20 protein-coding genes are annotated in these 23,402 nt (G+C 59.6%); 7 read left to right on the top strand and 13 right to left on the bottom strand.

Annotation, left to right across the window (positions count from 1 at the left end):
- Positions 1-2 precede the first annotated feature (2 nt).
- Positions 3-977, top strand: a complete 975-nt coding sequence (gene nrdF, locus AB4Z23_RS00080; protein ID WP_003514262.1) for a class 1b ribonucleoside-diphosphate reductase subunit beta — start codon at positions 3-5, stop codon at positions 975-977.
- 28 nt (positions 978-1,005) lie between these two features.
- Here the strand turns inward: nrdF and AB4Z23_RS00085 are convergent, their stop codons facing one another.
- The gene (locus AB4Z23_RS00085) at positions 1,006-2,118 is read right to left on the bottom strand and encodes an alpha/beta hydrolase (protein ID WP_038489306.1); all 1,113 of its coding nucleotides are present in this window, start codon (positions 2,116-2,118) and stop codon (positions 1,006-1,008) included.
- A 156-nt stretch (positions 2,119-2,274) separates the two neighbouring features.
- Between AB4Z23_RS00085 and recF the strand changes: the two genes are divergently transcribed.
- From recF to AB4Z23_RS00100, 3 genes are read left to right on the top strand one after another with little or no spacing between them, the layout of a single operon-like run.
- Entirely contained in the window at positions 2,275-3,402 is a 1,128-nt protein-coding gene (recF, locus tag AB4Z23_RS00090) for a DNA replication/repair protein RecF (protein ID WP_025592007.1), read from the top strand.
- A 22-nt stretch (positions 3,403-3,424) separates the two neighbouring features.
- Positions 3,425-4,195: a molybdopterin-synthase adenylyltransferase MoeB gene (locus AB4Z23_RS00095; protein WP_421476256.1), complete on the top strand. Its 771-nt coding sequence runs from the start codon at positions 3,425-3,427 to the stop codon at positions 4,193-4,195.
- Positions 4,188-4,664 (top strand): GNAT family N-acetyltransferase, encoded by a 477-nt coding sequence (locus tag AB4Z23_RS00100; protein WP_421413282.1) that lies wholly within the window; start codon positions 4,188-4,190, stop codon positions 4,662-4,664. Before AB4Z23_RS00095 ends, AB4Z23_RS00100 begins: the two co-directional genes overlap by 8 nt.
- A 79-nt stretch (positions 4,665-4,743) precedes the next feature.
- Here AB4Z23_RS00100 and AB4Z23_RS00105 read toward each other — a convergent pair whose 3' ends face one another.
- On the bottom strand, positions 4,744-5,748 hold the full coding sequence (locus tag AB4Z23_RS00105; protein WP_003514267.1) for a 2-hydroxyacid dehydrogenase: 1,005 nt from the start codon (positions 5,746-5,748) through the stop codon (positions 4,744-4,746).
- Positions 5,749-5,928: 180 nt separating this feature from the next.
- Here AB4Z23_RS00105 and AB4Z23_RS00110 point away from each other — a divergent pair, with 180 nt between their 5' ends.
- On the top strand, positions 5,929-6,462 hold the full coding sequence (locus AB4Z23_RS00110) for an SH3 domain-containing protein (protein WP_003514268.1): 534 nt from the start codon (positions 5,929-5,931) through the stop codon (positions 6,460-6,462).
- Here the strand turns inward: AB4Z23_RS00110 and AB4Z23_RS00115 are convergent.
- Positions 6,455-7,447 (bottom strand): adenosine kinase, encoded by a 993-nt coding sequence (locus tag AB4Z23_RS00115; protein WP_003514270.1) that lies wholly within the window; start codon positions 7,445-7,447, stop codon positions 6,455-6,457. The two genes, AB4Z23_RS00110 and AB4Z23_RS00115, sit on opposite strands and share 8 nt — an antisense overlap.
- Positions 7,448-7,982: 535 nt before the next feature.
- Between AB4Z23_RS00115 and AB4Z23_RS00120 the strand changes: the two genes are divergently transcribed.
- The gene (locus tag AB4Z23_RS00120) at positions 7,983-8,927 is read left to right on the top strand and encodes an AEC family transporter (protein WP_013635221.1); all 945 of its coding nucleotides are present in this window, start codon (positions 7,983-7,985) and stop codon (positions 8,925-8,927) included.
- 15 nt (positions 8,928-8,942) lie between these two features.
- Here AB4Z23_RS00120 and AB4Z23_RS00125 read toward each other — a convergent pair whose 3' ends face one another.
- The 9 genes from AB4Z23_RS00125 to rimP form a co-directional block, all read right to left on the bottom strand.
- Positions 8,943-9,959, bottom strand: a complete 1,017-nt coding sequence (locus tag AB4Z23_RS00125) for a class I SAM-dependent methyltransferase (protein WP_003514275.1) — start codon at positions 9,957-9,959, stop codon at positions 8,943-8,945.
- 75 nt (positions 9,960-10,034) lie between these two features.
- The gene (gene pnp, locus AB4Z23_RS00130) at positions 10,035-12,182 is read right to left on the bottom strand and encodes a polyribonucleotide nucleotidyltransferase (RefSeq protein ID WP_003514278.1); all 2,148 of its coding nucleotides are present in this window, start codon (positions 12,180-12,182) and stop codon (positions 10,035-10,037) included.
- 270 nt (positions 12,183-12,452) lie between these two features.
- Positions 12,453-12,722, bottom strand: a complete 270-nt coding sequence (gene rpsO / locus AB4Z23_RS00135; RefSeq protein ID WP_003514294.1) for a 30S ribosomal protein S15 — start codon at positions 12,720-12,722, stop codon at positions 12,453-12,455.
- A gap of 163 nt (positions 12,723-12,885) precedes the next feature.
- Complete coding sequence (gene truB / locus AB4Z23_RS00140; RefSeq protein WP_421476258.1) at positions 12,886-13,833, bottom strand: tRNA pseudouridine(55) synthase TruB; 948 nt, start codon at positions 13,831-13,833, stop codon at positions 12,886-12,888.
- 3 nt (positions 13,834-13,836) lie between these two features.
- On the bottom strand, positions 13,837-14,253 hold the full coding sequence (gene rbfA / locus AB4Z23_RS00145; RefSeq protein WP_421476260.1) for a 30S ribosome-binding factor RbfA: 417 nt from the start codon (positions 14,251-14,253) through the stop codon (positions 13,837-13,839).
- A 75-nt stretch (positions 14,254-14,328) separates the two neighbouring features.
- Positions 14,329-17,076, bottom strand: coding sequence for a translation initiation factor IF-2 (gene infB, locus AB4Z23_RS00150; RefSeq protein ID WP_013635224.1), 2,748 nt, complete (start codon positions 17,074-17,076; stop codon positions 14,329-14,331).
- Positions 17,077-17,178: 102 nt separating this feature from the next.
- Entirely contained in the window at positions 17,179-17,880 is a 702-nt protein-coding gene (locus AB4Z23_RS00155; RefSeq protein WP_003514297.1) for an RNA-binding protein, read from the bottom strand.
- Complete coding sequence (gene nusA / locus AB4Z23_RS00160) at positions 17,877-19,493, bottom strand: transcription termination factor NusA (protein WP_003514298.1); 1,617 nt, start codon at positions 19,491-19,493, stop codon at positions 17,877-17,879. The genes AB4Z23_RS00155 and nusA overlap by 4 nt, the downstream gene beginning before the upstream one ends.
- Before the next feature lie 64 nt (positions 19,494-19,557).
- A complete protein-coding gene (gene rimP, locus AB4Z23_RS00165; protein ID WP_003514299.1) occupies positions 19,558-20,154 on the bottom strand; it encodes a ribosome maturation factor RimP in 597 nt (198 codons plus the stop codon).
- Between the two features lie 287 nt (positions 20,155-20,441).
- On the opposite strand from rimP, the gene AB4Z23_RS00170 reads away from it, so the two are divergent.
- Positions 20,442-22,070 (top strand): MFS transporter, encoded by a 1,629-nt coding sequence (locus AB4Z23_RS00170; protein WP_076843882.1) that lies wholly within the window; start codon positions 20,442-20,444, stop codon positions 22,068-22,070.
- A gap of 90 nt (positions 22,071-22,160) precedes the next feature.
- On the opposite strand, the gene AB4Z23_RS00175 is transcribed toward AB4Z23_RS00170, so the two are convergent.
- Positions 22,161-23,399, bottom strand: a complete 1,239-nt coding sequence (locus AB4Z23_RS00175; protein ID WP_050923848.1) for a lytic murein transglycosylase — start codon at positions 23,397-23,399, stop codon at positions 22,161-22,163.
- Between the last annotated feature and the right edge of the window lie 3 nt (positions 23,400-23,402).

A 23,402-nucleotide genomic window follows, 5' to 3' on the forward strand; every position in this document is an offset into this window, starting at 1 on the left:
CAATGAATATTGCCGTAAAACCCGCGTCCCGTATTCGCGCGGTCAACTGGAACCGCATCGAGGATGACAAGGATCTCGAAGTCTGGAATCGCCTGACATCGAATTTCTGGCTACCGGAAAAGGTGCCGCTCTCCAACGATATCCCGTCCTGGGGAACGCTGAAGCCGGAAGAGCAGACCCTGACGATCCGCGTCTTCACCGGGCTGACATTGCTGGACACGATCCAGAATGGCGTCGGTTCCGTGCGCCTGATGGCGGATTCGGCGACGCCGCACGAGGAGGCGGTGCTTTCCAACATCTCCTTCATGGAGGCGGTCCACGCCCGCTCTTATTCCTCGATCTTCTCGACGCTCTGCTCCACGCCTGACGTCGATGACGCCTATCGCTGGTCGGAGGAGAACGAATTCCTGCAACGCAAATCCGCGCTCATCATGCGCGAATATGATAGCGGAAATCCGTTGAAAATGAAGGTCGCCAGCGTGTTTCTGGAGAGCTTCCTGTTCTATTCCGGCTTCTACCTGCCAATGTTCTGGTCAAGTCGCGCCAAGCTTACCAACACGGCCGATTTGATCCGTCTCATCATTCGCGATGAGGCCGTGCATGGCTATTACATCGGCTACAAGTTCCAGCGCGCGCTCGAACGTCTGGGCGAAGCGGAAAAACAGGAGATCAAGGATTTCGCCTTCGATCTTTTGCTCGAGCTTTACGACAACGAGGCCAAATATACCCAAGACCTCTATGACGGCGTTGGCCTGACGGAGGACGTCAAGCAGTTCCTGCATTACAACGCCAACAAGGCCTTGATGAATCTGGGTTACGAGGCGCTGTTTCCGCCCGAGGCCTGCCGGGTCAATCCTGCGATCCTCTCGGCGCTGTCTCCCAATGCCGACGAGAACCACGACTTCTTCTCCGGCTCCGGCTCTTCCTATGTCATCGGCAAGGCGGTCGCCACAGAAGACGAAGACTGGGATTTCTGAACCGGTTGTCGCCAAGAACCCGCAAAAGTTATTGCGGGTTCACGACCTGGCTCGCAAGCCGGAAGGGGCTGGATACTGTTGCCCCGATAGCATCGAACACAAAGGCACCCGCGCGGCCTATGCCGTTTTCGCCGTTGCCGTTCCGGCTCGCCTCCAGTTGTGGCACCAGCGACGCGAGTGCCGCATATCGGTCGTGGTTGAGCGGATCCGATGCCTTGAGCTTGGAGATGTCAACGAACTGAACGCCCTCTTTCAGGGCGGCTTCCTGCACTTGAGGATCGGTCACATCCAGCGCGCCTATGCGGGTGACGTCCGCCCCGAGGATGGAGGAAGCCTTCAGGGCGCGGTCGTCCTTGGAGACGAGAATGGTGAGCGGCGGATTGAGCCTTCCCACCACCTCGATCTGCTTGCGGAAAACATCGGCGTCGATATCCGGCGCGGCCAGTACTACCTGTAGTTTGGAGAGCACATCGTTCCTGCCTTCGAAGCGCAATTGTCGCAGCGCTTCCATGACCAGCCAGCCGCCCATGCTGTGACCGAACACGACAATGCTTTTTTTCGGTGTTTGCCTGGTAAGGTCGGTCAGCACCGTGGCCAGCGCGTCTCGCGAATAGGTCGCTGATTCCTTGTCGGCCACGTAACCGGTGACGCTCGCCTGAGACGGCCATGAAAAGACCAGTGGCACACCATCCATATTGGCATCGGCTGCCATTTGTGCCGCACGGAACAAGGCTTCCTGATAGCTGTAATTATAGCCATGCACAAAAAGGGCGATCTGCTTGCCGGAGCGGGTGACGTCGCCAAGATCGGAATTGAAACGCGTTTTCGTCAGCATATCGGCTTTGGTGACGACAAAATCCTTGCTCGGGTTCGGCTTACCTTTGGACCATTCGATATTTCCGCTTTTATGGCTGGGAGGAATGGAAATGTCGAAGCGCGCATAATTCAGCTCAGCCGCCCGCCCAGCGCTAAAGCCCTTTTTGGCCTCGTTGTTTTTCTCCCGCGTGCTAGCCACATAGGCTGTCACGATTTTCGTATCGGTGGTCTTGGTGTTTATGGCCTGCAACACATCCGCCCCCGGCCTGCCCGCGCAGGATGAAAGAAGGCTGAAAGCGAGGAGGAGCGAAAAAATCAGGCGCATGGATGGGGTTACCGATAATGAGGGACCACGCATAAATAACCGGCCGCTCAAAAAGTTGCTACTGGAGACTGGATTGCGGTGTGGTTGCATTATGTTCAATGCGGACGACGCATTCCCCACCTTGCTATCCAGCTATGTTCGTTTTAGGCCGTACAGATGACGAATAAGGTGTCGCTTTTACGGCTGAAACTCACGGACTTCCGCAACTATGCGGCGGCGTCGCTCGCGCTGGATGACCGCCACGTGGTGCTGACGGGTGACAACGGTTCCGGCAAGACCAATCTCCTGGAGGCCGTTTCGTTTTTGTCGCCCGGAAGGGGCCTGCGCCGCGCCACCCTGTCCGATGTGACGCGGGTGGGGGCGGAGGCCGCCGGTTTTTCGATTTTTGCGGATGTCGACGGCATGGACGGCGAGGTCGCCATCGGAACCGGGATCGAAGGCGACGGCGAGGTAGTGTCGCGCCGCCTGAGGCTGAACGGGACATCGGTGAAGTCGGTCGATGAATTGACGGATCATCTGCGGGTGCTGTGGCTGACGCCTGCCATGGATGGGCTTTTTACCGGTTCATCCTCGGATCGCCGGCGTTTTCTTGATCGGTTGGTGCTCTCGCTCGATCCCGCGCATGGACGGCGGGCAAGCGACTTCGAAAAGGCCATGCGCGGCCGCAACCGTCTGCTTTCGGAAGGCCGTTTCGATCCGGTCTGGCTGGACGGTATCGAGAAGCAGATGGCGGAACTCGGCATTTCCATGGCGCTCGCGCGCTATGAAATGTTGGGTCTTTTGAAGAGCCTCATCGAAGGCCGTTCCGGCAATGCTGCCTTCCCCTCTGCAGCGCTGGCGCTCTCGGGTTTCATGGACGACACGCTCAACCGGCCGGCTGTCGATCTGGAAGACGAGTATAGGCTTATGCTGCGCGAAGGCCGGTATCGAGACGCGGCGGCGGGCCGCACGCTTGATGGACCGCACCGTGTCGATCTGTTCGTGCGCCATGCGGAAAAGAACATGGAGGCAGAGCGTTGCTCGACCGGAGAACAGAAGGCGCTGCTGGTGGGATTGGTGCTTGCGCATGCCCAGCTCACCGCCAATATGACCGGCCATGCGCCGGTTCTGCTGCTCGACGAAATTGCTGCGCATCTGGATGAGGGCAGGCGGGCGGCTCTGTTCGATCTCATTCACGCGCTCGGTGGTCAGAGTTTCATGACCGGAACGGATGCGGCAATGTTCTCCGCCCTTGGCAACAGGGCGCAATTCTTCAATGTTTCCCACGGGGGCATCACGGCATGACAGCGAAAAAATGGAGTGCGACATGGACCCGCTGAGCCCGGACGAAATCGAACGCTACAAGCGCCATATTCTCTTGCCGGAAATCGGCGGTGCCGGGCAGCAGCGTCTGAAGGCCGCGCGGGTGCTGGTAATCGGGGCTGGTGGCCTCGGCGCGCCTGTCCTTCATTATCTCGCTGCGGCCGGTGTCGGCACGCTTGGCCTGATCGATGACGACGTGGTCTCCCTGTCCAATCTCCAGCGGCAGGTGATCCACGATACCGGCACGATCGGTGAGCTGAAAACGGCAAGCGCCCGCGCAGCCATCGCCCGGCTCAACCCGCATGTGCGTACCCTAGTTTTTGAGGAGCGTTTTTCGCAGGTCTGGGCGCACACCCATCTGCCATCCTTCGATCTCCTTATCGACGGTTCTGATAATTTCGACACACGTTATGCCGCTGCCGATGCCGCAGAGGCTTCTAGAAGGCCGCTGGTAACGGGCGCTGTCGGCCGTTTCGATGGTTCGGTAACGGTGCTGAAACCCTATGAGGCGGGTGCCGATGGTAATCTGCTGCCGGGGTATCGCGATCTGTTTCCCGAGCCACCGCCGCAGGGGCTTATTCCGAATTGCGCGGAAACGGGCATCGTCGGCGCTTTGACTGGCGTGATCGGGACGATCATGGCCATGGAGGCCATCAAGGTGATCACCGCTGCCGGCGAGCCATTGGTCGGCCGCCTGCTTCTCTATGACGCCCTGTCGGCCCGCTTCGAAACCGTGCGTTACAAGCGCCGCCCTGCTGGAAAAAAACATGACTGAGATCACAAGGATTGGCGAAGAATTCGAGCGCTGGCAGGAGCTGCTTGCGCTTATCATGTCGTCCTTCGCCTATATGGACGGTGTCATCGACCCACCATCGTCCGCTCACCGTTTGACGCTCGAAAATCTCGCGGAGAAGGCGAGAGCGGAGACCGCTTTCGTGGCGCTGGATGGGGATGAGATTGTTGGCTGCCTGTTTTGCCGGCAGGAACCACCGGCGTGCCTTTACGTCGGCAAGCTGTGCGTCTCCCTGAGAGCGCAGGGCAAAGGCATCGGCAAAATGCTTCTGGAACGGGCCGAAGCATTGGCCCGCGAATTGGCGTTACCGGCACTGCGGCTGGAAACGCGCATCGAGCTTGTCGGCAACCACGCGAAATTCGCCGCCTGGGGTTTCATCAAAACCGCTGAAAACGCCCATCCGGGTTACGACCGTACGACCTCGATTGAAATGACGAAATTCCTCGGCTGAGACGGCTCAATTTGTGATCCGCTCAAAAGCCTGCTTCTCCCTCCCACGTCACGAGCAGACACGGCTTGTCTGAACCGGTTCAGTTCCGCCCCGGCAGCACCCGGTTCGGCGGTCGGTGTCCGTCGAAAAGCGTGCGGATATTGATGATGACCTTGTCACCCATCTCGATGCGTCCCTCGATCGTCGCCGAGCCCATATGCGGAAGCAGCACGACCTTGCCTTCTCTCGCGAGCTTGATGAGCTTGGGATTGATTGCGGGCTCGTTCTCGTAGACATCAAGACCGGCTCCGGCGATCTTTCCGTCGCGCAGGCACTGGATCATTGCCGCCTCATCGATGATATCGCCGCGCGCCGTGTTGACGATGTAGCTTGTCGGCTGCATCAGAGCGAGCCGTCGTGCCGAGATCAGGTGATAGGTTGCAGGTGTGGAGGGGCAATTGACGGAAACAATATCCACCCGCGCCAGCATCTGGTCGAGGCTGTCCCAATAGGTTGCCTCAAGCTCCGCTTCCGTCGCCGGGTTGACGCGTTTGCGGTTGTGATAGTGTATGGAGAGGCCGAAAGCCTTGGCGCGCCGCGCAACTGCCGTACCGATGCGGCCCATGCCGACAATGCCGATGCGTTTGCCGGAAATGCGCCGTCCCAGCATCCAGGTCGGCGACCAGCCCAGCCATTCGTCGGCGCCATTGGCAAGCACACGCGTGCCTTCGATCAGACGGCGCGGCACGGCCAGCACCAGCGCCATGGTGATATCGGCGCTGTCTTCGGTCAGCACATTGGGCGTGTTGGTCACTGTGATGCCCTTTCGGGCGGCCGCGTCCACATCCACATGGTCTATGCCGTTGGAGAAGCTGGCGATCAGCTTCAGTTGCGGCCCTGCTTTCTCGATCATGGCGGCGGTGATGCGGTCCGTGACCGTCGGCACCAGAACGTCGACCCGCTGCATGGCGGCCACAAGCTCTTCCTCGCGGCGCTGCGTATCGTCGATATTCAGTTCGGCATCGAAGAGTTCCCGCATTCTGGTTTCGACGACGTCAGGCAATTTGCGGGTGATATAGACTGTCGGTCTCTTCTTGTGGGTCATCGTTTGCCGCTGCCTTGTTCAGAAGTCATTAACCAGAAAGAGCGATAATTTCTTTCAATCAGGGCGTTTCTACCAGACCCACCGGCGAAGACAAATAAAACTCGCCGAAGCTTGAGGCGTGTGGAAACGAGCCTCCTCGAATTTAATCCGGTTTGCAGAAGGCAGGAAACGGAAATGGGCATGCGCAGTGTGGTTTCTATGGTTTGCATTGCATTGTCTCTGGGCCTCTTTGGTGTGGCGAACGAGGCCATGGCGCAAGGCGCTGCCAAAGGCGCAAGCGGCCTGCCTTTGCCGCGTTTTGTCAGCCTGAAATCCAAGCGCGTCAACATGCGCATCGGACCCAGCACGGATTATGCCGTTTCCTGGATGTATATGAAATCGGGAATGCCGGTTGAAATCATTCAGGAATATGAGAACTGGCGGCGCATCCGCGATGCCGATGGCACGGAAGGCTGGGTTAACCAGGCGCTGCTTTCCGGTGAGCGCACGGCAGTCGCCGCGCCGTGGATGCGCGGCAAGGGCAAGGATGTCTACGTGAACATGCGCCGCGACGCACAGTCGGGCGCCTCCGTCATCGCCCGGCTGGAGCCGGGTGTCGTCTTCAGGATCGGTGAATGCAACGGCGACTGGTGCCGCGCCGAGGCCGGTCAGGCCTCAGGCTGGGTGTCGCAGGGTGAAATCTGGGGTGCTTATCCCGGCGAGGCCTTTAAATAAGGCCGTTTTTCTCGCCCAGCGCCTTGAGCGATGACATCGGACGCGGCCCGACCTGCTGAATGACGGCAGCAGCAGCAAGGCAGCCGAGTTTGCCGCAGTCTTCCAGAGACCGATCCTGCGTGTAACCGAACAGGAAGCCGGCGGCGAAAAGATCGCCGGCACCCGTTGTGTCGACCACGTCATACACTGGATAGGCTTCTACCTTCACGCGTTCCGTGCCGCGCAGGATAACGGCGCCTTCTTCGCTCATCGTTACCGCTGCGATCTTGCAATCGGCAGCGATTTTCGTCAGCGCCAGCTCGAAATCGTCGGTTTCATAGAGCGAGAGAGCTTCCTGCTTGTTGGCGAAAACGATGTCCACGGTGCCGGAACGCATCAGGTCGAGAAATTCTTCGCGGTATCGGCCAACGCAGAAACTGTCTGAAAGCGTCATGGACACTTCACGGCCGTTCTCATGCGCAATGCGGGCGCAATCGCGAATGGCATCCTTGGCGCGCGGCGGATCCCACAGGTAACCTTCGAAATAGGTGACCTTCGTGTTCGCCACGACGTCTTCTTCTACATCTTCCGGACCGAGATCGACGCAGGCGCCGAGATAGGTGTTCATCGAGCGCTCACCGTCTTCCGTGACGAAGATCATCGAGCGGGCAGTCGGCGGAAACGTGCCTTCCGGCTTCGTTTCGAAATAGACGCCCTGCGCGCGGATATCGTGCTGGAAGATTTCGCCGAGCTGATCTTCGGCCACCTTGCCGAAATAAGCCGCCCTGCCACCGAAATTCGCCACGCCCGCCGCCGTGTTGCCCGCACTTCCGCCGGAGGCCTCGAGCGCGGGTCCCATCAGCGAATAGAGCAGTTCGGCCCGCTCCGCGTCGATGAGGTTCATCGCGCCCTTGGTGATGGCGTTATCATTGAGGAAGCGATCATCACAACGGGAAATGATGTCGACGATGGCATTGCCGACAGTCAGTACGTCGAATTTCGTCATAGGCCCTATCCGGTTTGCAGGGTGCACATTTTCGAACGGTCTTAAACAATTCTGGCGGCAAGAAAAGCCCAAAGGGAAAATATGCGGTTCTCCACCAGAGACAGAAACGCGTCATGTGCCTGTAATGTGGTTAAGCTATCACTCCGATCAGAGCAAACGGTGCGTGAATACGTACCAGAATAGAAGACATGAGGTCTTCTGGCTCACCCGTTATCTCCGTCACGGATGTACTGACGGCGTATAACGGATATGACAAAAGGCGGGGGAAACCCCGCTTTTTCTTTTGGTCCACCTTTGCTGCGCCCCTTTCTAGAGTGCCGCAAGCCGGTTTTAATTATAGACGGTACTCGAAAAACCGACCGCAGCGCCACTTGATCCAGTGACCGGTTTTGAGGGGCTTTCTGCAAAAATACCTGACGGAGCTACGTCGCGTATTGAATGAAACATCTGGGTGCAGCGTTTTCGCGATTCCATTCCCTTGGAAAAGGCTCTAAAGCGGAGTATCTCCCGCAAAAGCCGCGAAAGCTCTCCCTCCATGTCTGCCGTTGCCGCGAACGTCGCTCCGATTTTCATTCTTATCCTGATCGGCTGGCTCACCGTCAAGGCCGGCTTGTTCAGAGCTGATGCCGGTGAGATTCTCAGCGATTTCGTGTTCAAGATCGCCGTGCCGACTTTGATCTTCCGCACTCTTGCGGAGGCGAATTTTCATGGCGCATCGCCCTTCCGGCTGTGGCTGACCTATTTTGCCGGCGTGGCCGTAACCTGGACGGTTGGGCATATCGTCACGCGGTACATCTTCAAGCAGGATAGTCGCATCGCCGTCATAGCCGGTATATCCTCGGCCTTCGCCAACAATATCTTCATCGGCCTGCCGCTCGTCGGGCGGTCCATCGGGGATGAGGGGCTGGTCGCCCTCTCCATTCTGCTGGCCATCCATCTGCCGGTCATGATGATTGCCGGTACCATCCTGATGGAGAACGCCACGCATAAGGCGGTGGGCGGCGAAAAGCGCAGCATGGCTTCTGTCTTCAGGCAGGTCGGCCGCAACCTCATCACAAATCCGCTGGTGATCGGACTTTTCATCGGGCTTTCGACCAATGTTTCAGGCGTGACGCTCACGCCCATCCTCAAGACCGTGGTTGATCAGATCGCGTCCATGGCGGGACCGGCAGCGCTCATCTCGCTCGGTATGGCGCTGACGAAATACACCATTCGCGGTAATCTGGGGATTGCCGTCACCATGACGGTTTTCAAACTGCTGCTTCTGCCCGCCTGCGTGTGGGCCATGGGCCATGCTCTCGGCCTCAGCCGGGAATGGACAGCTGCCCTCGTGCTCACCTCGTCGGTGCCGACAGGGGTGAATGCATGGCTGATCGCCAACCGCTTCGGCATCGGCCACAGCGTTGCGGCCTCCACTATCAGCATTTCCACGGCGACCGGTGTTCTTTCCGTGTCGCTGTGGGCATGGCTGTTGAGCTGATGATGCTCGAATTGCTTACTTCTGGGCGCTCAGGATCTTGAAGCGCGCGTTGCGGCATACCTCGGCGCTGGTGCGGAATTCCGCCGCCAGAACCGGCTCATAGGGCATGCCGCGATTGGCGACCATCAGCAGCTTTCCACCGTTGCGAAGCGCGCCGGCAGCCGTCTTGATAAAGGCCTGACCGAGAGCGGGTTCTGCCGCCTGTCCTGCCGCGTGGAAAGGCGGGTTCATGATGATGAGGTCGTATTTTTCTTTCGGCGGCTCGTTTGCAAGGTCCTGCCAGAAGAAGCGCGCCGTCAGTCGCGGATTGTTTTCAAGAAGATTGGTCTTGGCGAATTCGAGCGCGTTCCAGTCCGCTTCGAAAAGATCGATACGCGCCGTGCGCGGCGATTTTTCCGCTAGCATGACCGAGAGATAACCCCAGCCTGCGCCGAAATCGGCGGCGTTGCCGTCGAAGTCGGTCGGCAGGCGCGACGCGAGCAGCTCCGAGCCATCGTCCACGCGGTCATGCGAGAACATGCCGGGCATGGCGGTGAAACGGCCAGCAACCGTAACGGAATGTTGCGCGAGTTTCGACACGGCAGATGCAACGTCTTCCGGCCGTTTGAACCAGAGGGCGACGCCGTGGTACTTCGGCGTCGATTCCGCCTCGATGCCAAGCTTTGCCAGCGTCTTGCGCAGCGTCAGGATGCCGTCTTCCTTCGATCCCGCCGCCACGATCAACCCACCCGCCTTGACACGAGAGAGCGCTTCAGCGACGCGGTTTTCGTTCTCGCCGCGATGTTTGCCGCAAAGCAGCAACGCCGCATCGTAGTCCTCGCCGGAAATATCCGGCGTGACCTCTGCGTTCTGCGCCTGAAGAGCCCGGTAAAGCGGTCGAAAATTCTGAACCGAGACGATGTCAGCGTTAAAACCGTCTAGCCGCGGGCCGGCTTCCGCTCCCAGAAACAGAACGCGCTCGCCCTCTTTCGGCAAGTCGAGCATCTCTGCGGCAAAGGGATGGAAAAGGGTTTTAACAGCATCACGGCTCATTGGAGCGTCCTCAAGATGGAATAGAAAAAAGGCGCGGGCAAAACCCGCGCCTCGATAGGGTCTGGCGAGGCTGCCTTATTCGGCAGCGGCTTCGCCATCTTCCTTCTTCTTGTCTGCGGCAACTTCCTTGCCGGTTGCCTGGTCGACAACCTTCATGGACAGGCGAACCTTGCCACGCTCGTCGAAGCCCATCAGCTTGACCCAGACCTTGTCGCCTTCCTTGACGACGTCGGAGGTCTTGGCGACACGCTCGGAAGCGAGCTGCGAGATGTGAACGAGGCCGTCGCGGGCGCCGAAGAAGTTGACGAAAGCGCCGAAGTCAGCGGTTTTGACGACCGTACCTTCGTAGATCTGGCCGACCTCCGGTTCTGCAACGATCGAATGGATCCACTTGCGGGCCGCTTCGATTTCCTTGCCGGAAGCAGAAGCGATCTTGACGGTGCCATCGTCTTCGATGTTGATCTTGGCGCCGGTCTTTTCGACGATTTCGCGGATGACCTTGCCGCCCGAACCGATGACTTCACGGATCTTGTCGACCGGAATGTTCATCACTTCGATGCGCGGTGCGAATTCGCCAAGCTGGCCGCGGCTCTCGGTGATGGCATTCGCCATCTCGCCGAGGATGTGCTTGCGGCCACCCTGTGCCTGCTCCAGAGCGATCTTCATGATCTCTTCGGTGATACCGGCGATCTTGATGTCCATCTGCAGCGAGGTGATGCCGTCGGCAGTACCTGCAACCTTGAAGTCCATATCGCCGAGGTGATCTTCGTCACCCAGGATGTCGGAGAGAACCGCAAAGCGCTCGCCTTCAAGGATAAGGCCCATGGCGATACCGGCAACTGGCTTGGCCAGCGGTACGCCAGCGTCCATCAGTGCAAGCGAGGTGCCGCAAACCGTTGCCATCGACGAAGAGCCGTTGGACTCGGTGATTTCGGAAACGACGCGCAGCGTGTAGGGGAACTGTTCCGCAGTCGGCAGCATCGGACGGATAGCGCGCCATGCGAGCTTGCCGTGACCGATTTCGCGACGGCCCGGGGAACCCATACGGCCCGTTTCACCGACCGAGTAGGGCGGGAAGTTGTAATGCAGAAGGAAACGTTCCTTGTACATGCCGGTCAGGCTGTCGACATACTGTTCGTCTTCGCCGGTGCCGAGCGTCGCAACAACGATCGCCTGGGTTTCACCACGGGTGAACAGCGCCGAGCCGTGCGTACGCGGCAGGATGCCAACTTCCGAAACGATCGGACGAACGGTCGACAGGTCGCGGCCATCGATGCGGCTCTTGGTGTCGAGAACATTCCAGCGAACGATCTTCGCCTGAAGGTGCTTGAAAACAGCGCCGATTTCTTCAGGGCTATACTTCGCTTCGCCTTCTTCCGGCAGGAAGTGAGCCTTGACCTTCGCCTTTACGGCGTCGACGGCGGCGTAACGGGCAGCCTTTTCGGTGATCTTGTAGGCGGTGCGCAGTTCGGTTTCGGCAAGGCCGAGCATTTCGTTTTCGAGCGCGGAGAAATCTTCCGGTTCGAATTCGCGCGGTTCCTTGGCGGCAACTTCAGCGAGCTTGATGATCGCGTCGATAACCGGCTGGAAGCCGCGATGGCCGAACATGACGGCGCCGAGCATGACGTCTTCGTTGAGTTCCTTGGCTTCCGACTCCACCATCAGGACGGCGTCCTGAGTGCCGGCAACAACCAGATCCAGAACCGATTCATCCATCTCATCAAGATGCGGGTTCAGAACATATTCGCCGTTGATGTAACCAACGCGCGCGCCGCCGACCGGGCCCATGAAAGGAATGCCTGACAGTGTGAGCGCAGCGGATGCGGCAACCATCGACAGAACGTCCGGGTCATTTTCGAGGTCGTGCTGAATGACCGTTACGACAACCTGCGTGTCGTTCTTGTAGCCTTCAGGAAACAGCGGGCGGATCGGGCGGTCGATCAGGCGGGAAACCAGCGTTTCCTTTTCCGACGGACGGCCTTCGCGCTTGAAATAGCCGCCGGGGATCTTGCCGGCTGCGTAGGTCTTTTCCTGGTAGTTCACGGTGAGCGGGAAGAAGTCCTGTCCAGGCTTCGGAGACTTTGCGGAAACCACCGTCGCAAGAACCATCGTCTCGCCGTAGGTTGCGATGACGGCGCCGTCAGCCTGACGGGCAACCTTGCCTGTCTCGAGCTTCAGCGGGCGGCCAGCCCATTCGATTTCCACGGAGTGTTTATTGAACATATCTTGTCCTTGTTTGTGTATGCCCGCCTTGCGAGGGGGCAACGAACGACTCAATCACGGGCAAGACAGCCGGAGGCTTTCAAGGTGCAAGCATCCGGCAATCCTGCCCCATGACAGGTCTGCGGTTGAAAAGGCTGCACCGGCCCATCCGGGGCTGCCTTATCGTCCGGGGGCCACATCTATGGCGAACGCCCGGAAATTGAAGATGACCTTCAAACGGCCAGATATAAAAACCGGCGGGTATCGTTGCGAAACCCGCCGGATAAGGTTTTAGCGGCGAATGCCGAGAGCACCGATCAGCTTGCTGTAACGGGCTTCGTCCTTCTTCTTCAGATAGTCGAGAAGCGAACGGCGGCTCGAAACCAGCGTCAGAAGGCCACGACGGGAGTGGTTGTCCTTCTTGTGGTCCTTGAAGTGACCGGTCAGGTTGTTGATCCGCTCGGTCAGAATAGCGACCTGAACTTCCGGAGAACCGGTGTCGCCTTCGTTCGTTGCATATTCCTTGATGAGGGCGGCTTTGCGCTCTGCAGTAATCGACATCGGACGATCCTTTCTATTTTAAGGAAAAATGGGACGCCTAGAGCCGGGATGTCGTCCAGCTCTGGCCATTCGGCAGCATAGGCAAAGCCCAAGCTGGCGCTGCCTATAAACTATTCCGGGTACAATTGAAAGAGGCGATTGACGGCGCCCCTCAAGGCTCGTCTCAACCGAAAACGCGCTTCGGCCGGAATTCGCCCTCGCCGATCTCGCCGATGGCAATGAGTTTGCCATGCGCAGTGGCATAGGCCTCCGGGTGATTGGCCGGCGCATCACGCCCGCGCAGCAGGATCGGATTGCCCATCTTCAGCCGGTGTGCCTGATCATCATTGATGATGAGGTGGGGAAGGGATGAAAGCGCTTCCGCCGTGTCGATCAGAAAAGCATCGAGCGCTTCAAGCCGCTCGTCGCGGTCTTCGATGGCTTCGAGCGCCGTCAAGCTTTCGAGCGGTACCATCATGTCCTCGCCGAATGGCGCGACCATGGTACGGCGCAATTGCGAAATATGACCGAAACAGCCGAGATCCCGGCCCATGTCGCGCGCAAGCGCCCGCACATAGGTACCTTTGCCGCATTCCACTTCGAAATGAGCGGTGTCAGCGTCGGGGCAGGCGAGCAGCGTCAGGCGGTGAATTTCCACCTCGCGCGCGGGAATCTCCACCGTTTCGCCTTCACGCGCCAGATCATAGGCCCGCTCACCGGCAATCTTGATGGCGGAAAACTGCGGCGGCGTCTGCATGATCATGCCGGTATAATTGGGCAGAATATCGCGGATCGCCTGTTCGTCCGGGCGCTGGTCGGAGGAGTTGACAACCTCGCCTTCCAGATCGTCGGTTGCGCGTTCTTCACCCCAGGTGACGGTAAACTCGTAGATTTTCCGGCCGTCCATGACGTAAGGTACGGTCTTTGTGGCGTCACCGAGGGCAATCGGCAACATGCCGGACGCCAAGGGGTCGAGTGTTCCGGCGTGACCTGCCTTCTGGGCGTTGAACAGCCATTTGATCTTGGAAACGGCTTCGGTTGAGCCGAAATCGAGCGGCTTGTCGAGAATGAGCCATCCCGAAATCGGGCGGCCCTTGGGTTTGCGGTTCTGCTGTTTGCGTGGTTTGGACATGCTTCAGGTCTGTTCGTCGTCTTTTTCGTTCGAAGGTCCCAGATCGCGCTGCACCTCCGGTGACCGCAGGAGTGCGTCGATCTTCTGGTAGTTGTCGAAACTCGTATCGTCGCGGAAACGCAGTTCCGGCATGTACTTCATCTGCCGCAGCTGCGGGCCGAGGCGGCCGCGCATGAACTTGGCATGGCGGTTGAGCGCCGTGATGATGTCGGTATGATCCGCAACGCCAAGCGGCGTCACGTAAGCGGTCGCGATCTTGAGATCGGGTGACATGCGCACTTCCGAGATGGAAATGACGGTGCCTTCGATCAGATCGTCGCGGACTTCGCCGCGCTGGAGAATTTGGGTCAGTGCGGCGCGCACCTGTTCGCCAACACGCAGCATGCGTTGCGAAGGGGCCGATGATGTTGCTTTTGCCATGGGTAATGCCTCAAACGGAGCGAGCGCCGGTGAAGCCGGCGCCCGACAGAAAAGTCCTGTTTTGCGGCGAGACGCTTAGAGCGTTCTCGTGATGTGTTCGACGCGGAAGCACTCGATGGTGTCGCCGGCGCGAATGTCTTCGTAATTCTCGAAGGCCATACCGCACTCCTGACCAACAGGCACTTCGTTGACTTCGTCCTTGAAGCGCTTGAGGGTCTTGAGCTTGCCTTCGTGGATAACGACGTTGTCGCGCACCAGACGCACACCCGCACCACGTTCCACCTTGCCCTCGACGACGCGGCAACCCGCGACCTTACCGACCTTGGTGATGTTGAACACCTCGAGGATTTCGGCATTGCCGAGGAAGGTCTCGCGACGTTCCGGCGAAAGCAGACCCGACATCGCCGCCTTCACGTCATCCACCAGATCGTAGATGATGTTGTAGTACCGGATTTCGATACCGGCGCGTTCGGACGCCGTACGCGCCTGTGCGTTGGCGCGAACGTTGAAGCCGATGATCGCGGCGTTCGATGCCTCGGCAAGAGAGATATCCGATTCCGTGATGGCACCAGCACCAGAGTGAACGACACGAGCGCGGACTTCGTCTGTGCCGAGCTTGTCGAGCGAAGCGATAATGGCTTCGACCGAACCTTGCACGTCCGCCTTGATGACCAGCGGGAATTCCTTCAATCCCGAAGTCTGCAACTGGCTCATCATCTGTTCCAGCGAGCCGCGCTGACCGGTCTGGCGGGCGACAGCCTTGTCGCGAGCCAGACGCTGGCGGTATTCGGAGATCTCGCGAGCACGACCTTCGTTTTCGACAACCGCAAAACGGTCACCGGCCGACGGCGTACCGGAAAGGCCGAGGATTTCGACCGGCATGGCCGGACCGGCTTCCTTGACATGGTCGCCCTTGTCGTTGACGAGCGCGCGCACACGGCCCCACTGATCGCCGGCAACGATGATCTGGCCGGGCTTCAGTGTACCCTTCTGCACGAGAACGGTCGCGACGGCACCACGTCCACGGTCCAGCTCGGCTTCGATGACCGTGCCTTCCGCAGTGCGGCTTGGATCCGCCTTGAGATCGAGGATTTCCGCCTGAAGCAGGATCGCTTCGAGCAGCTTGTCGAGGTTGAGCTTGTTCTTGGCCGACACTTCGACATCAAGAACTTCACCACCCATCGATTCCACGAACACTTCGTGCTGCAGCAGCTGCTGGCGAACCTTTTCAGGGTTTGCCTCGTGCTTGTCGATCTTGTTGATCGCAACGACGATCGGAACACCGGCCGCCTTCGCATGGTTGATTGACTCGATCGTCTGCGGCATCACGCTGTCGTCGGCTGCGACAACCAGCACGGCGATGTCGGTTGCCTGCGCACCACGGGCACGCATTGCTGTAAAGGCGGCGTGGCCGGGGGTGTCGATGAAGGTGATCTTCTGACCGTTCTTTTCGACCTGATAGGCGCCGATATGCTGGGTGATGCCACCGGCCTCGCCAGCAACGACATTTGCCTGACGGATAGCGTCGAGCAGCGAGGTCTTGCCGTGGTCGACGTGGCCCATGATGGTCACGACCGGCGGACGGGAAACCATCTCGCCTTCATCGTCAGCCTTGTTGAAGAGACCCTCTTCAACGTCGGATTCGGAAACGCGCTTGACCGTATGGCCGAATTCGACCGCGATCAGTTCCGCCAGATCGGCGTCGATCACGTCGCCCGGCTTCAGCATCTGGCCTTCCTTCATCAGGAACTTGATGACGTCAACGGCGCGCTCGGACATACGCTGCGACAGTTCCTGAATGGTGATGGTTTCCGGCAGGATGACTTCGCGCAGAACCTTTTCGCGGGTTTCCTGCATCTGGCTGCGACGGAATTTCTCCTGGCGGCGGCGCATGGATGCCATGGAGCGGCCACGCGGCGTACCATCTTCTTCCAGATTGGCGGCGGTCACGGTCAGCTTGCCACGACGGCGCTCTTCTTCGGTCTTCAGGCGGGCTGCAGGCTTGGCCGGAACCGGAGCCACGACCTTGCCACGAGCCGGAAGGCTGCTGCCACGACGGACTGCGCCGCGATCGTCCTCGTCGTCGCCACCGGTGCGGCGTCCGCGGGGAGCGGCGGCATCGGGCGTGGCGGGAGCGGAACGGGGAGCAACAGGCTGGGGACGGGCGTCAGCGCGTGGCGCCGGCGCAGCGGTCGCAGCCGGCTTTTCGCCGGACAGATCGGATTTCGCTTCCGTAACAGGCTGGCTCGCAGCGATCTTTGCCGCAGCAGCCTCTTCGGCAGCGCGGTTTTCGGCTTCGATTTTTTCAGCGGCGATGCGTTGTTCTTCTTCCACCTTGCGGCGGGCTTCGTCTTCGGCGCGCTGCTTGGCTTCGATAACATCGCGAGCCTGCGCTTCTATCAGCGCACGGCGGCGGGCTTCCATCTCGCCTGCGGACAGGTCGTGCAGAACGTTGCCGCGCGGACGGTCAGGCTGACGCTGCTGCGGTGCGGACGAGCCGGGGCGCTGCTGCGAATGGGAAGAACCCGGACGCTGCTGTTGGTTGCTCGGCTGTTGAATGCGTTGCTGTGGGGCCTGCGGACGCGGTGCCGAAGGGGCAGGCGCTGCCGGCTTCGGCGCCGGAGCTGCCGCCACGACAGGCTGAACCGGCTTCTCGTCTTCGGGACGCAGGGGGCGGCGCTTGCGTGTTTCCACGACAACCGCGTTGGTGCGACCTCGACCCATGTCCTGCCGCACGGTGCCCTGATTCATCCCGCCCGGTTTCAGGGTAAGAGTCTTCTTGGCCGGCGCATTGAGTGTCTTGTCGTCGTTGTTGTCGGTCATTCCGTTCCCGTTCCTACGGACGAGAACCGGATGACATCCATCAGGTCTCGTCGTTCAATTGCTGCATCGGAACGCGGCGGCCGTTCATGTTTGGCAACCGCGTCATTGTACTGTCCGGGCAGCGTCGCGTTCCGCCTCAGGCTGACCGCCAAGGCGGTACTGCTTAAGCATCTTTGCGCGCTTCACTACACCCTCACCCGCCTGCCCCGCAAGCGCGCAAGCATGGATAAAAGCATTCTGGCCCATCAACTCGTCCATTTCGGCTTCGCTAAAGAGCCGGAAGGACGGAATTTCATTGCCGGCATCGCTGCCGAGCTCCCAGGCCTTGCGGGCCTGGTCCAGTTTTCGCACGCCGTCTGCCGCGGCATCAGTTGCGTGGAACACGGCAATCGCATTCCCCGAACGGACGGCGGCATCGACTTTCGTCGCGCCGCTGATGAACTGACCCGCCTTGCGCGCCATGTTCATCATTCCGGCAAGCTGCTGCGACATCAGCCGGTCGAGAAGAGCGAGAAGCTCCGGCCCGGCCTTGACGTCGCGTTTGAGTGCCCGTGCGAAGATCTTCTTCGCGATGGCTTTCTCTATCAGGGCGCGCTCCGGTTTTACCCAGCATCCGCGCCCCGGCAATTGGCGTTTCAGGTCCGGAACGACGTTGCCGTCCGGCCCTGCGACGAAGCGGATCAACTCGTCTGGAGATCCGCTCTGCCTTGTCACAATGCACATACGTCCATTGACGTTGCCTTCCAGCCGCCCGTCCTCATCGGTTTCGGGCAGCTCGTCCGGCTCATGCACCTGCGATGTCATTCCTGTTCGGCGGTATCCGCCTCCTCAGTAGCTTCCGCATCGACTTCTTCTTCGGAAGCCAGATCCTCAGCCGTGATCCAGCCTGCCAGAAGACGGGCCTGCACAACCATGTTCTCAGCTTCGACGCGCGATACGTCGAGCTTGGAGAAGATGCCTTCGAACTTCTTCGTCTCGCCGTCCTTGCGTTCGCTCCAGCCGACCAGATCGTCTGCGGCGCAACCGGCAAAGTCCTCGATGGTCTTGATACCGTCTTCCCCAAGGGCAACCATCATCTGCGAGGTCAGGCCTTCGATCTGGCGCAGCTCGTCGGCAACGCCGAGTTCCTTGCGCTTGGCGTCCATTTCGGCTTCCAGGCGTTCCAGATATTCGCGGGCGCGGGTCTGGATTTCATCGGCGGTGTCATCGTCGAAGCCGTCGATCGAGGAAATTTCGCCAAGATCGACATAGGCAAGTTCTTCAACCTGCGCGAAGCCTTCGGAAGCCAGAACCTGACCAACCATCTCGTCAACATCGAGGGCGTCCATGAAGAGTGCCGTGCGCTCGTTGAATTCCTTCTGGCGACGCTCGGATTCTTCCTGCTCGGTCATGATGTCGATATCCCAGCCGGTCAGCTGCGATGCCAGACGTACGTTCTGGCCGCGGCGGCCGATGGCGAGCGAAAGCTGCTCGTCGGGAACCACAACTTCGATGCGTTCGGATTCTTCGTCCAGAACGACCTTGGCCACTTCAGCGGGCTGCAGGGCATTGACGATAAAGGATGCCGGCTCCTGGCTCCACGGAATGATGTCGATCTTTTCGCCCTGCAATTCGCCAACAACGGCCTGAACGCGAGAACCGCGCATACCGACGCAGGCGCCGACCGGATCGATCGACGAGTCGTTCGAGATGACGGCGATCTTGGCGCGCGAACCGGGGTCACGGGCAACCGACTTGATCTGGATGATGCCGTCGTAGATTTCAGGAACTTCCATGGTGAACAGCTTCACCATGAACTGCGGATGTGTACGCGACAGGAAAATCTGCGGGCCACGCTGCTCGCGGCGAACGTCGTAGACGTAAGCGCGTACACGGTCGCCATAACGCATGTTTTCCCGCGGAATCATCTCGTCGCGACGGATGATGCCTTCGCCACGGCCCAGATCGACGATGACATTGCCGTACTCGACGCGCTTGACGGTGCCGTTGACGATTTCGCCGATGCGATCCTTGAACTCGTCATACTGACGGTCGCGTTCTGCTTCGCGCACCTTCTGAACGATGACCTGCTTGGCGGACTGTGCGGCGATACGGCCGAAATCCATCGGCGGCAGCGGATCGGCGATGAAATCGCCGAGCTTGGCGTCCGGGTTGCGGTCGCGGGCAAGTTCGAGCGGAATCTGGGTCGAATAGTCTTCGGCCGTCTCTACCACTTCCAGAAGACGCTGCAGGCGGATTTCGCCGGTCTTGGAGTTGATGTCGGCGCGAATGTTGGTTTCCGAACCATAGCGCGAGCGGGCGGCTTTCTGGATAGCGTCGGCCATTGCGGCAAGCACGATTTCGCGGTCGATGACCTTTTCGCGCGCCACAGCATCGGCGATCTGCAGAAGCTCAAGCCGGTTAGCACTCACTGCCATTTTTTTGTCTCCGTAAGTCGCATAATTGCGGGGATCACCCGTTTTCCGGGCTTTTACGTTGGAATTAGTCTTCGTCTGCTTCGTTTTCGTCGTTCTGGTTTGCGGCGGCGGCCTTTGCCGCCTTGTCTGCCCGCAGCGCATCACGAATAAGGTCGTCCGTCAGAATGAGCTTCGCGTCGGAAAGCGCGCTGAACGGAATGGTGACTGTCGGTTCGTCGCCATAGGCGATCTGGTCGCGTTCCAGCTTGAAGCCGTCCGCATCCACCTCGACGATCTTGCCGCGAAACCGCTTGCGGTTTTCGACCAGGATGGAGGTTTCGGCCTTCACCAGATGGCCCTGCCAACGGGTGAAATCCGACTTGCGAACCATCGGCCGGTCGATGCCGGGCGAGGAAACTTCGAGATGATACGCCTTATCGACCGGATCTTCCACATCAAGAACCGGTGAAATCGCCATTGACACGGCTTCGCAGCCCTCGACGGTCATGGTGCCGTCTTCCCGCTCGGCCATCACCTGCAGGGTCATGCCGTTCTGGTTGGAGAGCCGCACGCGCACCAGAAGATATCCCATGCCCGTCAAAACAGGCTCGATGATTTCGGCGATGCGCTGGTCGATTCCCGTTTCGGTTATCAGTCGCGGTTCATGTACGGTGTCTGCCATCTGGCCTTCCGGTCTTTAGATTTTCACCGGGCGCTCAGCCCGTGGTTTCCGGTTCGCCTAACGAAAAAGAGCGGAGCCTTGCGGCCCCACTCTTCATCAAGCGATCAAGAATTTCAAAGGTCATATAGACCCATCAGGGCAGGATTGCAAGGTTTTCGCGGGCAGGGCGCTTCAGTCACGGCTGCGGCCACATTTTCACCTTCACCGTGTCGGAAAGGGTGGCATGATTTCCGGCACTGTCTATAGTTGCCGTTTGACAAATCGCAGTTGCATCAAGTGGACTGATCGTGCCTGACCGTAAATCGCCACTCGCGCCTTTAAGGCATTTGACTTACAGACGAATCTGGATCGCGAGCCTTGCCTCGAATTTCGGCGGTCTGATCCAGGCGGTTGGCGCCGCGTGGATGATGACCTCGCTGTCGAGTTCCGAAAACATGATCGCGCTGGTACAGGCCTCCACCTCGCTGCCGATCATGATGTTTTCGCTGATTTCAGGCGCACTGGCCGATAGTTTCGACCGCCGCCGCATCATGATTTCCGCTCAGATCCTGATGCTGACGGCTTCCGTGCTGCTGACGGTTTTTGCCTGGTCCGGCTGGCTCACTCCGTGGTTGCTGCTCTTCTTCACCTTCATGATCGGCTGTGGCACGGCGCTCAACAATCCGTCCTGGCAGGCGTCCGTCGGCGAAATGGTGCCGCGTGAGGATTTGCCCGCCGCCGTGACGCTGAACAGCGTGGGCTTCAACATCACCCGCAGCGTCGGTCCTGCGATCGGCGGCATCATCGTCGCTGCCGCTGGCGCTGCGGCTGCGTTTTTCGTGAACGCGCTGAGCTATTTTGCCCTCATCTACGCGCTGGTTCGCTGGCAGCCGCCCAAATATGCCTCGACCTTGCCGCGCGAGCAGCTTCTTGCCGCCATATCGGCCGGGATGCGTTATGTGGCGATGTCGCCGAATATCGGCAAGGTTCTGGTGCGTGGCTTTCTCTTCGGCCTTTCCGCCAGCGCCATCCTGGCGCTGATGCCGATCGTTGCCCGCGATCTGGTCGAGGGTGGTCCGCTGACCTACGGCGTCATGCTCGGTGCGTTCGGCGTCGGCGCTATCGGCGGCGCGCTCGTCAGCGCCAGACTTCGCGAGGTTCTATCCAGCGAATGGATCGTGCGCGTCGCCTTTTTGGGCTTCGCCTTCAGTTCCGGCGTGACGGCGGTCAGCACGAACGCGATCGTAACCTCGCTTGTTTTGACTATTGCCGGTGCCTGCTGGGTTCTGGCGCTTTCCCTGTTCAATACCATCGTCCAGCTTTCTGCCCCGCGCTGGGTGGTGGGCCGGGCGCTGTCGCTTTACCAGACGCTGACCTTCGGCGGCATCGCCGTCGGCAGTTGGCTGTGGGGCGAGCTGGCGGAAGATTACGGTATTTCCTATTCGCTTCTCGGTTCGTGCGTGCTGATGCTGCTGGGCGTCGTCGTCGGCCTCAAACTCGCCATGCCCGCTTTTGCTTCACTCAATCTCGATCCGCTCAACCGTTTCGTCGAGCCGCCGCTAAGGCTCGATATCAAGCCGCGCAGCGGGCCGATTGCCATTCTCATAGACTATGAAATTCATGACGAGGATCTCGGCGAATTCCTGCCTTTGATGGCCGAGCGTCGCCGCATCCGTCTGCGCGACGGCGCGCGCAACTGGAACCTGATGCGTGATCTGGAAAATCCAGATATCTGGACGGAAAGCTACCATGTACTGACATGGGTGGAATATGTCCGCCACAACCACCGCCGCACCCAGGCGGATGCGGAAGCCTGGGACCGGCTGCTGGCCCTTCATCGCGGCAAGACACGGCCCCGCGTGCACCGGATGATCGAGCGGCAGACCATTCCGCCGACAGATGACATCTTCCACAAGCCACATACGGACCAGCATTGAGAGACGATAGGGCTAAGTAGTGGCGATGTCATGCTCGGGACAAGCCCGCGCATGACGGAGGAGAGGTTTTCACACGTCGCCAGTATGCTGCTATTTCAGCTTCGCTTTCAGCGTAGCATCGGGAAAGCAAGTCGGTGACAGACCGTTTTTCGCCTGCCAGTCGCCCAGTGACCGGCGTGTCTTGAAGCCGGCCAGCCCGTCCGCTTTGCCGACATCATAGCCCTTGGCGACGAGTGCCTTCTGCATGGCAAGAACGTCGGAGCGCAACATCGATCCGACATTGCCCCATTCGCCCTTGAACGGCCCCGCCCCATGGGAGATGCGGTCGGCGAGATTGCCGATGAACAGCGCGTAGAGATCGGAATTATTGTATTCCTTGATGACGTAGAAGTTCGGCGTGACCACGAATTCCGGCCCGTGCCGCCCGGCCGGCACAAGCATCATGCCGTCGGCGGAGAGGTCGTTGGATGGAAAGGCCTTTCCGGAAATGCGGGTGATCCCCATCTTCGCCCACGCACTCACCGGCCGGGCAAGATCCGGGCCTTCCTGGGCGCAGGAGACGTTGCCGGGTATAGACACTTCGAAGCCCCAGTCGCGATCCCTCTGCCAGCCGCGCTGCGAAAGATAGTTCGCTATGGATGCCAATGCGTCCGGCACGGAGTTCCAGATATCGCGGTGGCCGTCGCCATCGAAATCAACGGCATATTTGAGATAGCTCGACGGCATGAATTGCGGCTGACCGAGCGCGCCTGCCCAGGACCCCATCATGCGCGAGGCCGCAATATCGCCGCTTTCGACGATCTTCAGCGCATCGATCAGCTCAGTGCGGAACATCTCCTTGCGGGTCGACATATAGGCTTTCGTCGCCAGCACATCGACAACCGAATGCGGCAGTTTCGCACGGCCGAAACCGGATTCGCGGCCCCAGATCGCCACGACGACATCGCCGGGCACGCCATATTTGGCTTCGATCCTGCGAAGGGTGGCGGCATGCGTCGCGGCCAGAGAGCGGCCGGTGGCGGCAAGCCCCTGCAATCGTTTTTCGGAGAAATAAGCGCCGGGCGATGAAAATTCGGCCTGGCTCTGGCTCTGTTCCTTCGGCGGCTTCTGGCCGGGGATGACGAGATCAGGCAGACTCCAGTTGATGGAAAGGCCGCTCAGCGCAGCCTCCAGCGTCTTTTGAGAAATTCCCGCCTTGCGCGCTTCCGGCCAGATTTCCTTTTTCAGCCACGCATTGAAATCGGCATCGTACCGGGCAGCAGCGGCACCTGTCGGCGCGGATTGCGCCAGAGCGGCCGTTGCTGAAAAAACGGAAAGAATGGCGGCCAATGC

It is taken from the genome of Agrobacterium sp. MCAB5, from assembly GCF_052114365.1.
Classification (GTDB): domain Bacteria; phylum Pseudomonadota; class Alphaproteobacteria; order Rhizobiales; family Rhizobiaceae; genus Agrobacterium; species Agrobacterium tumefaciens.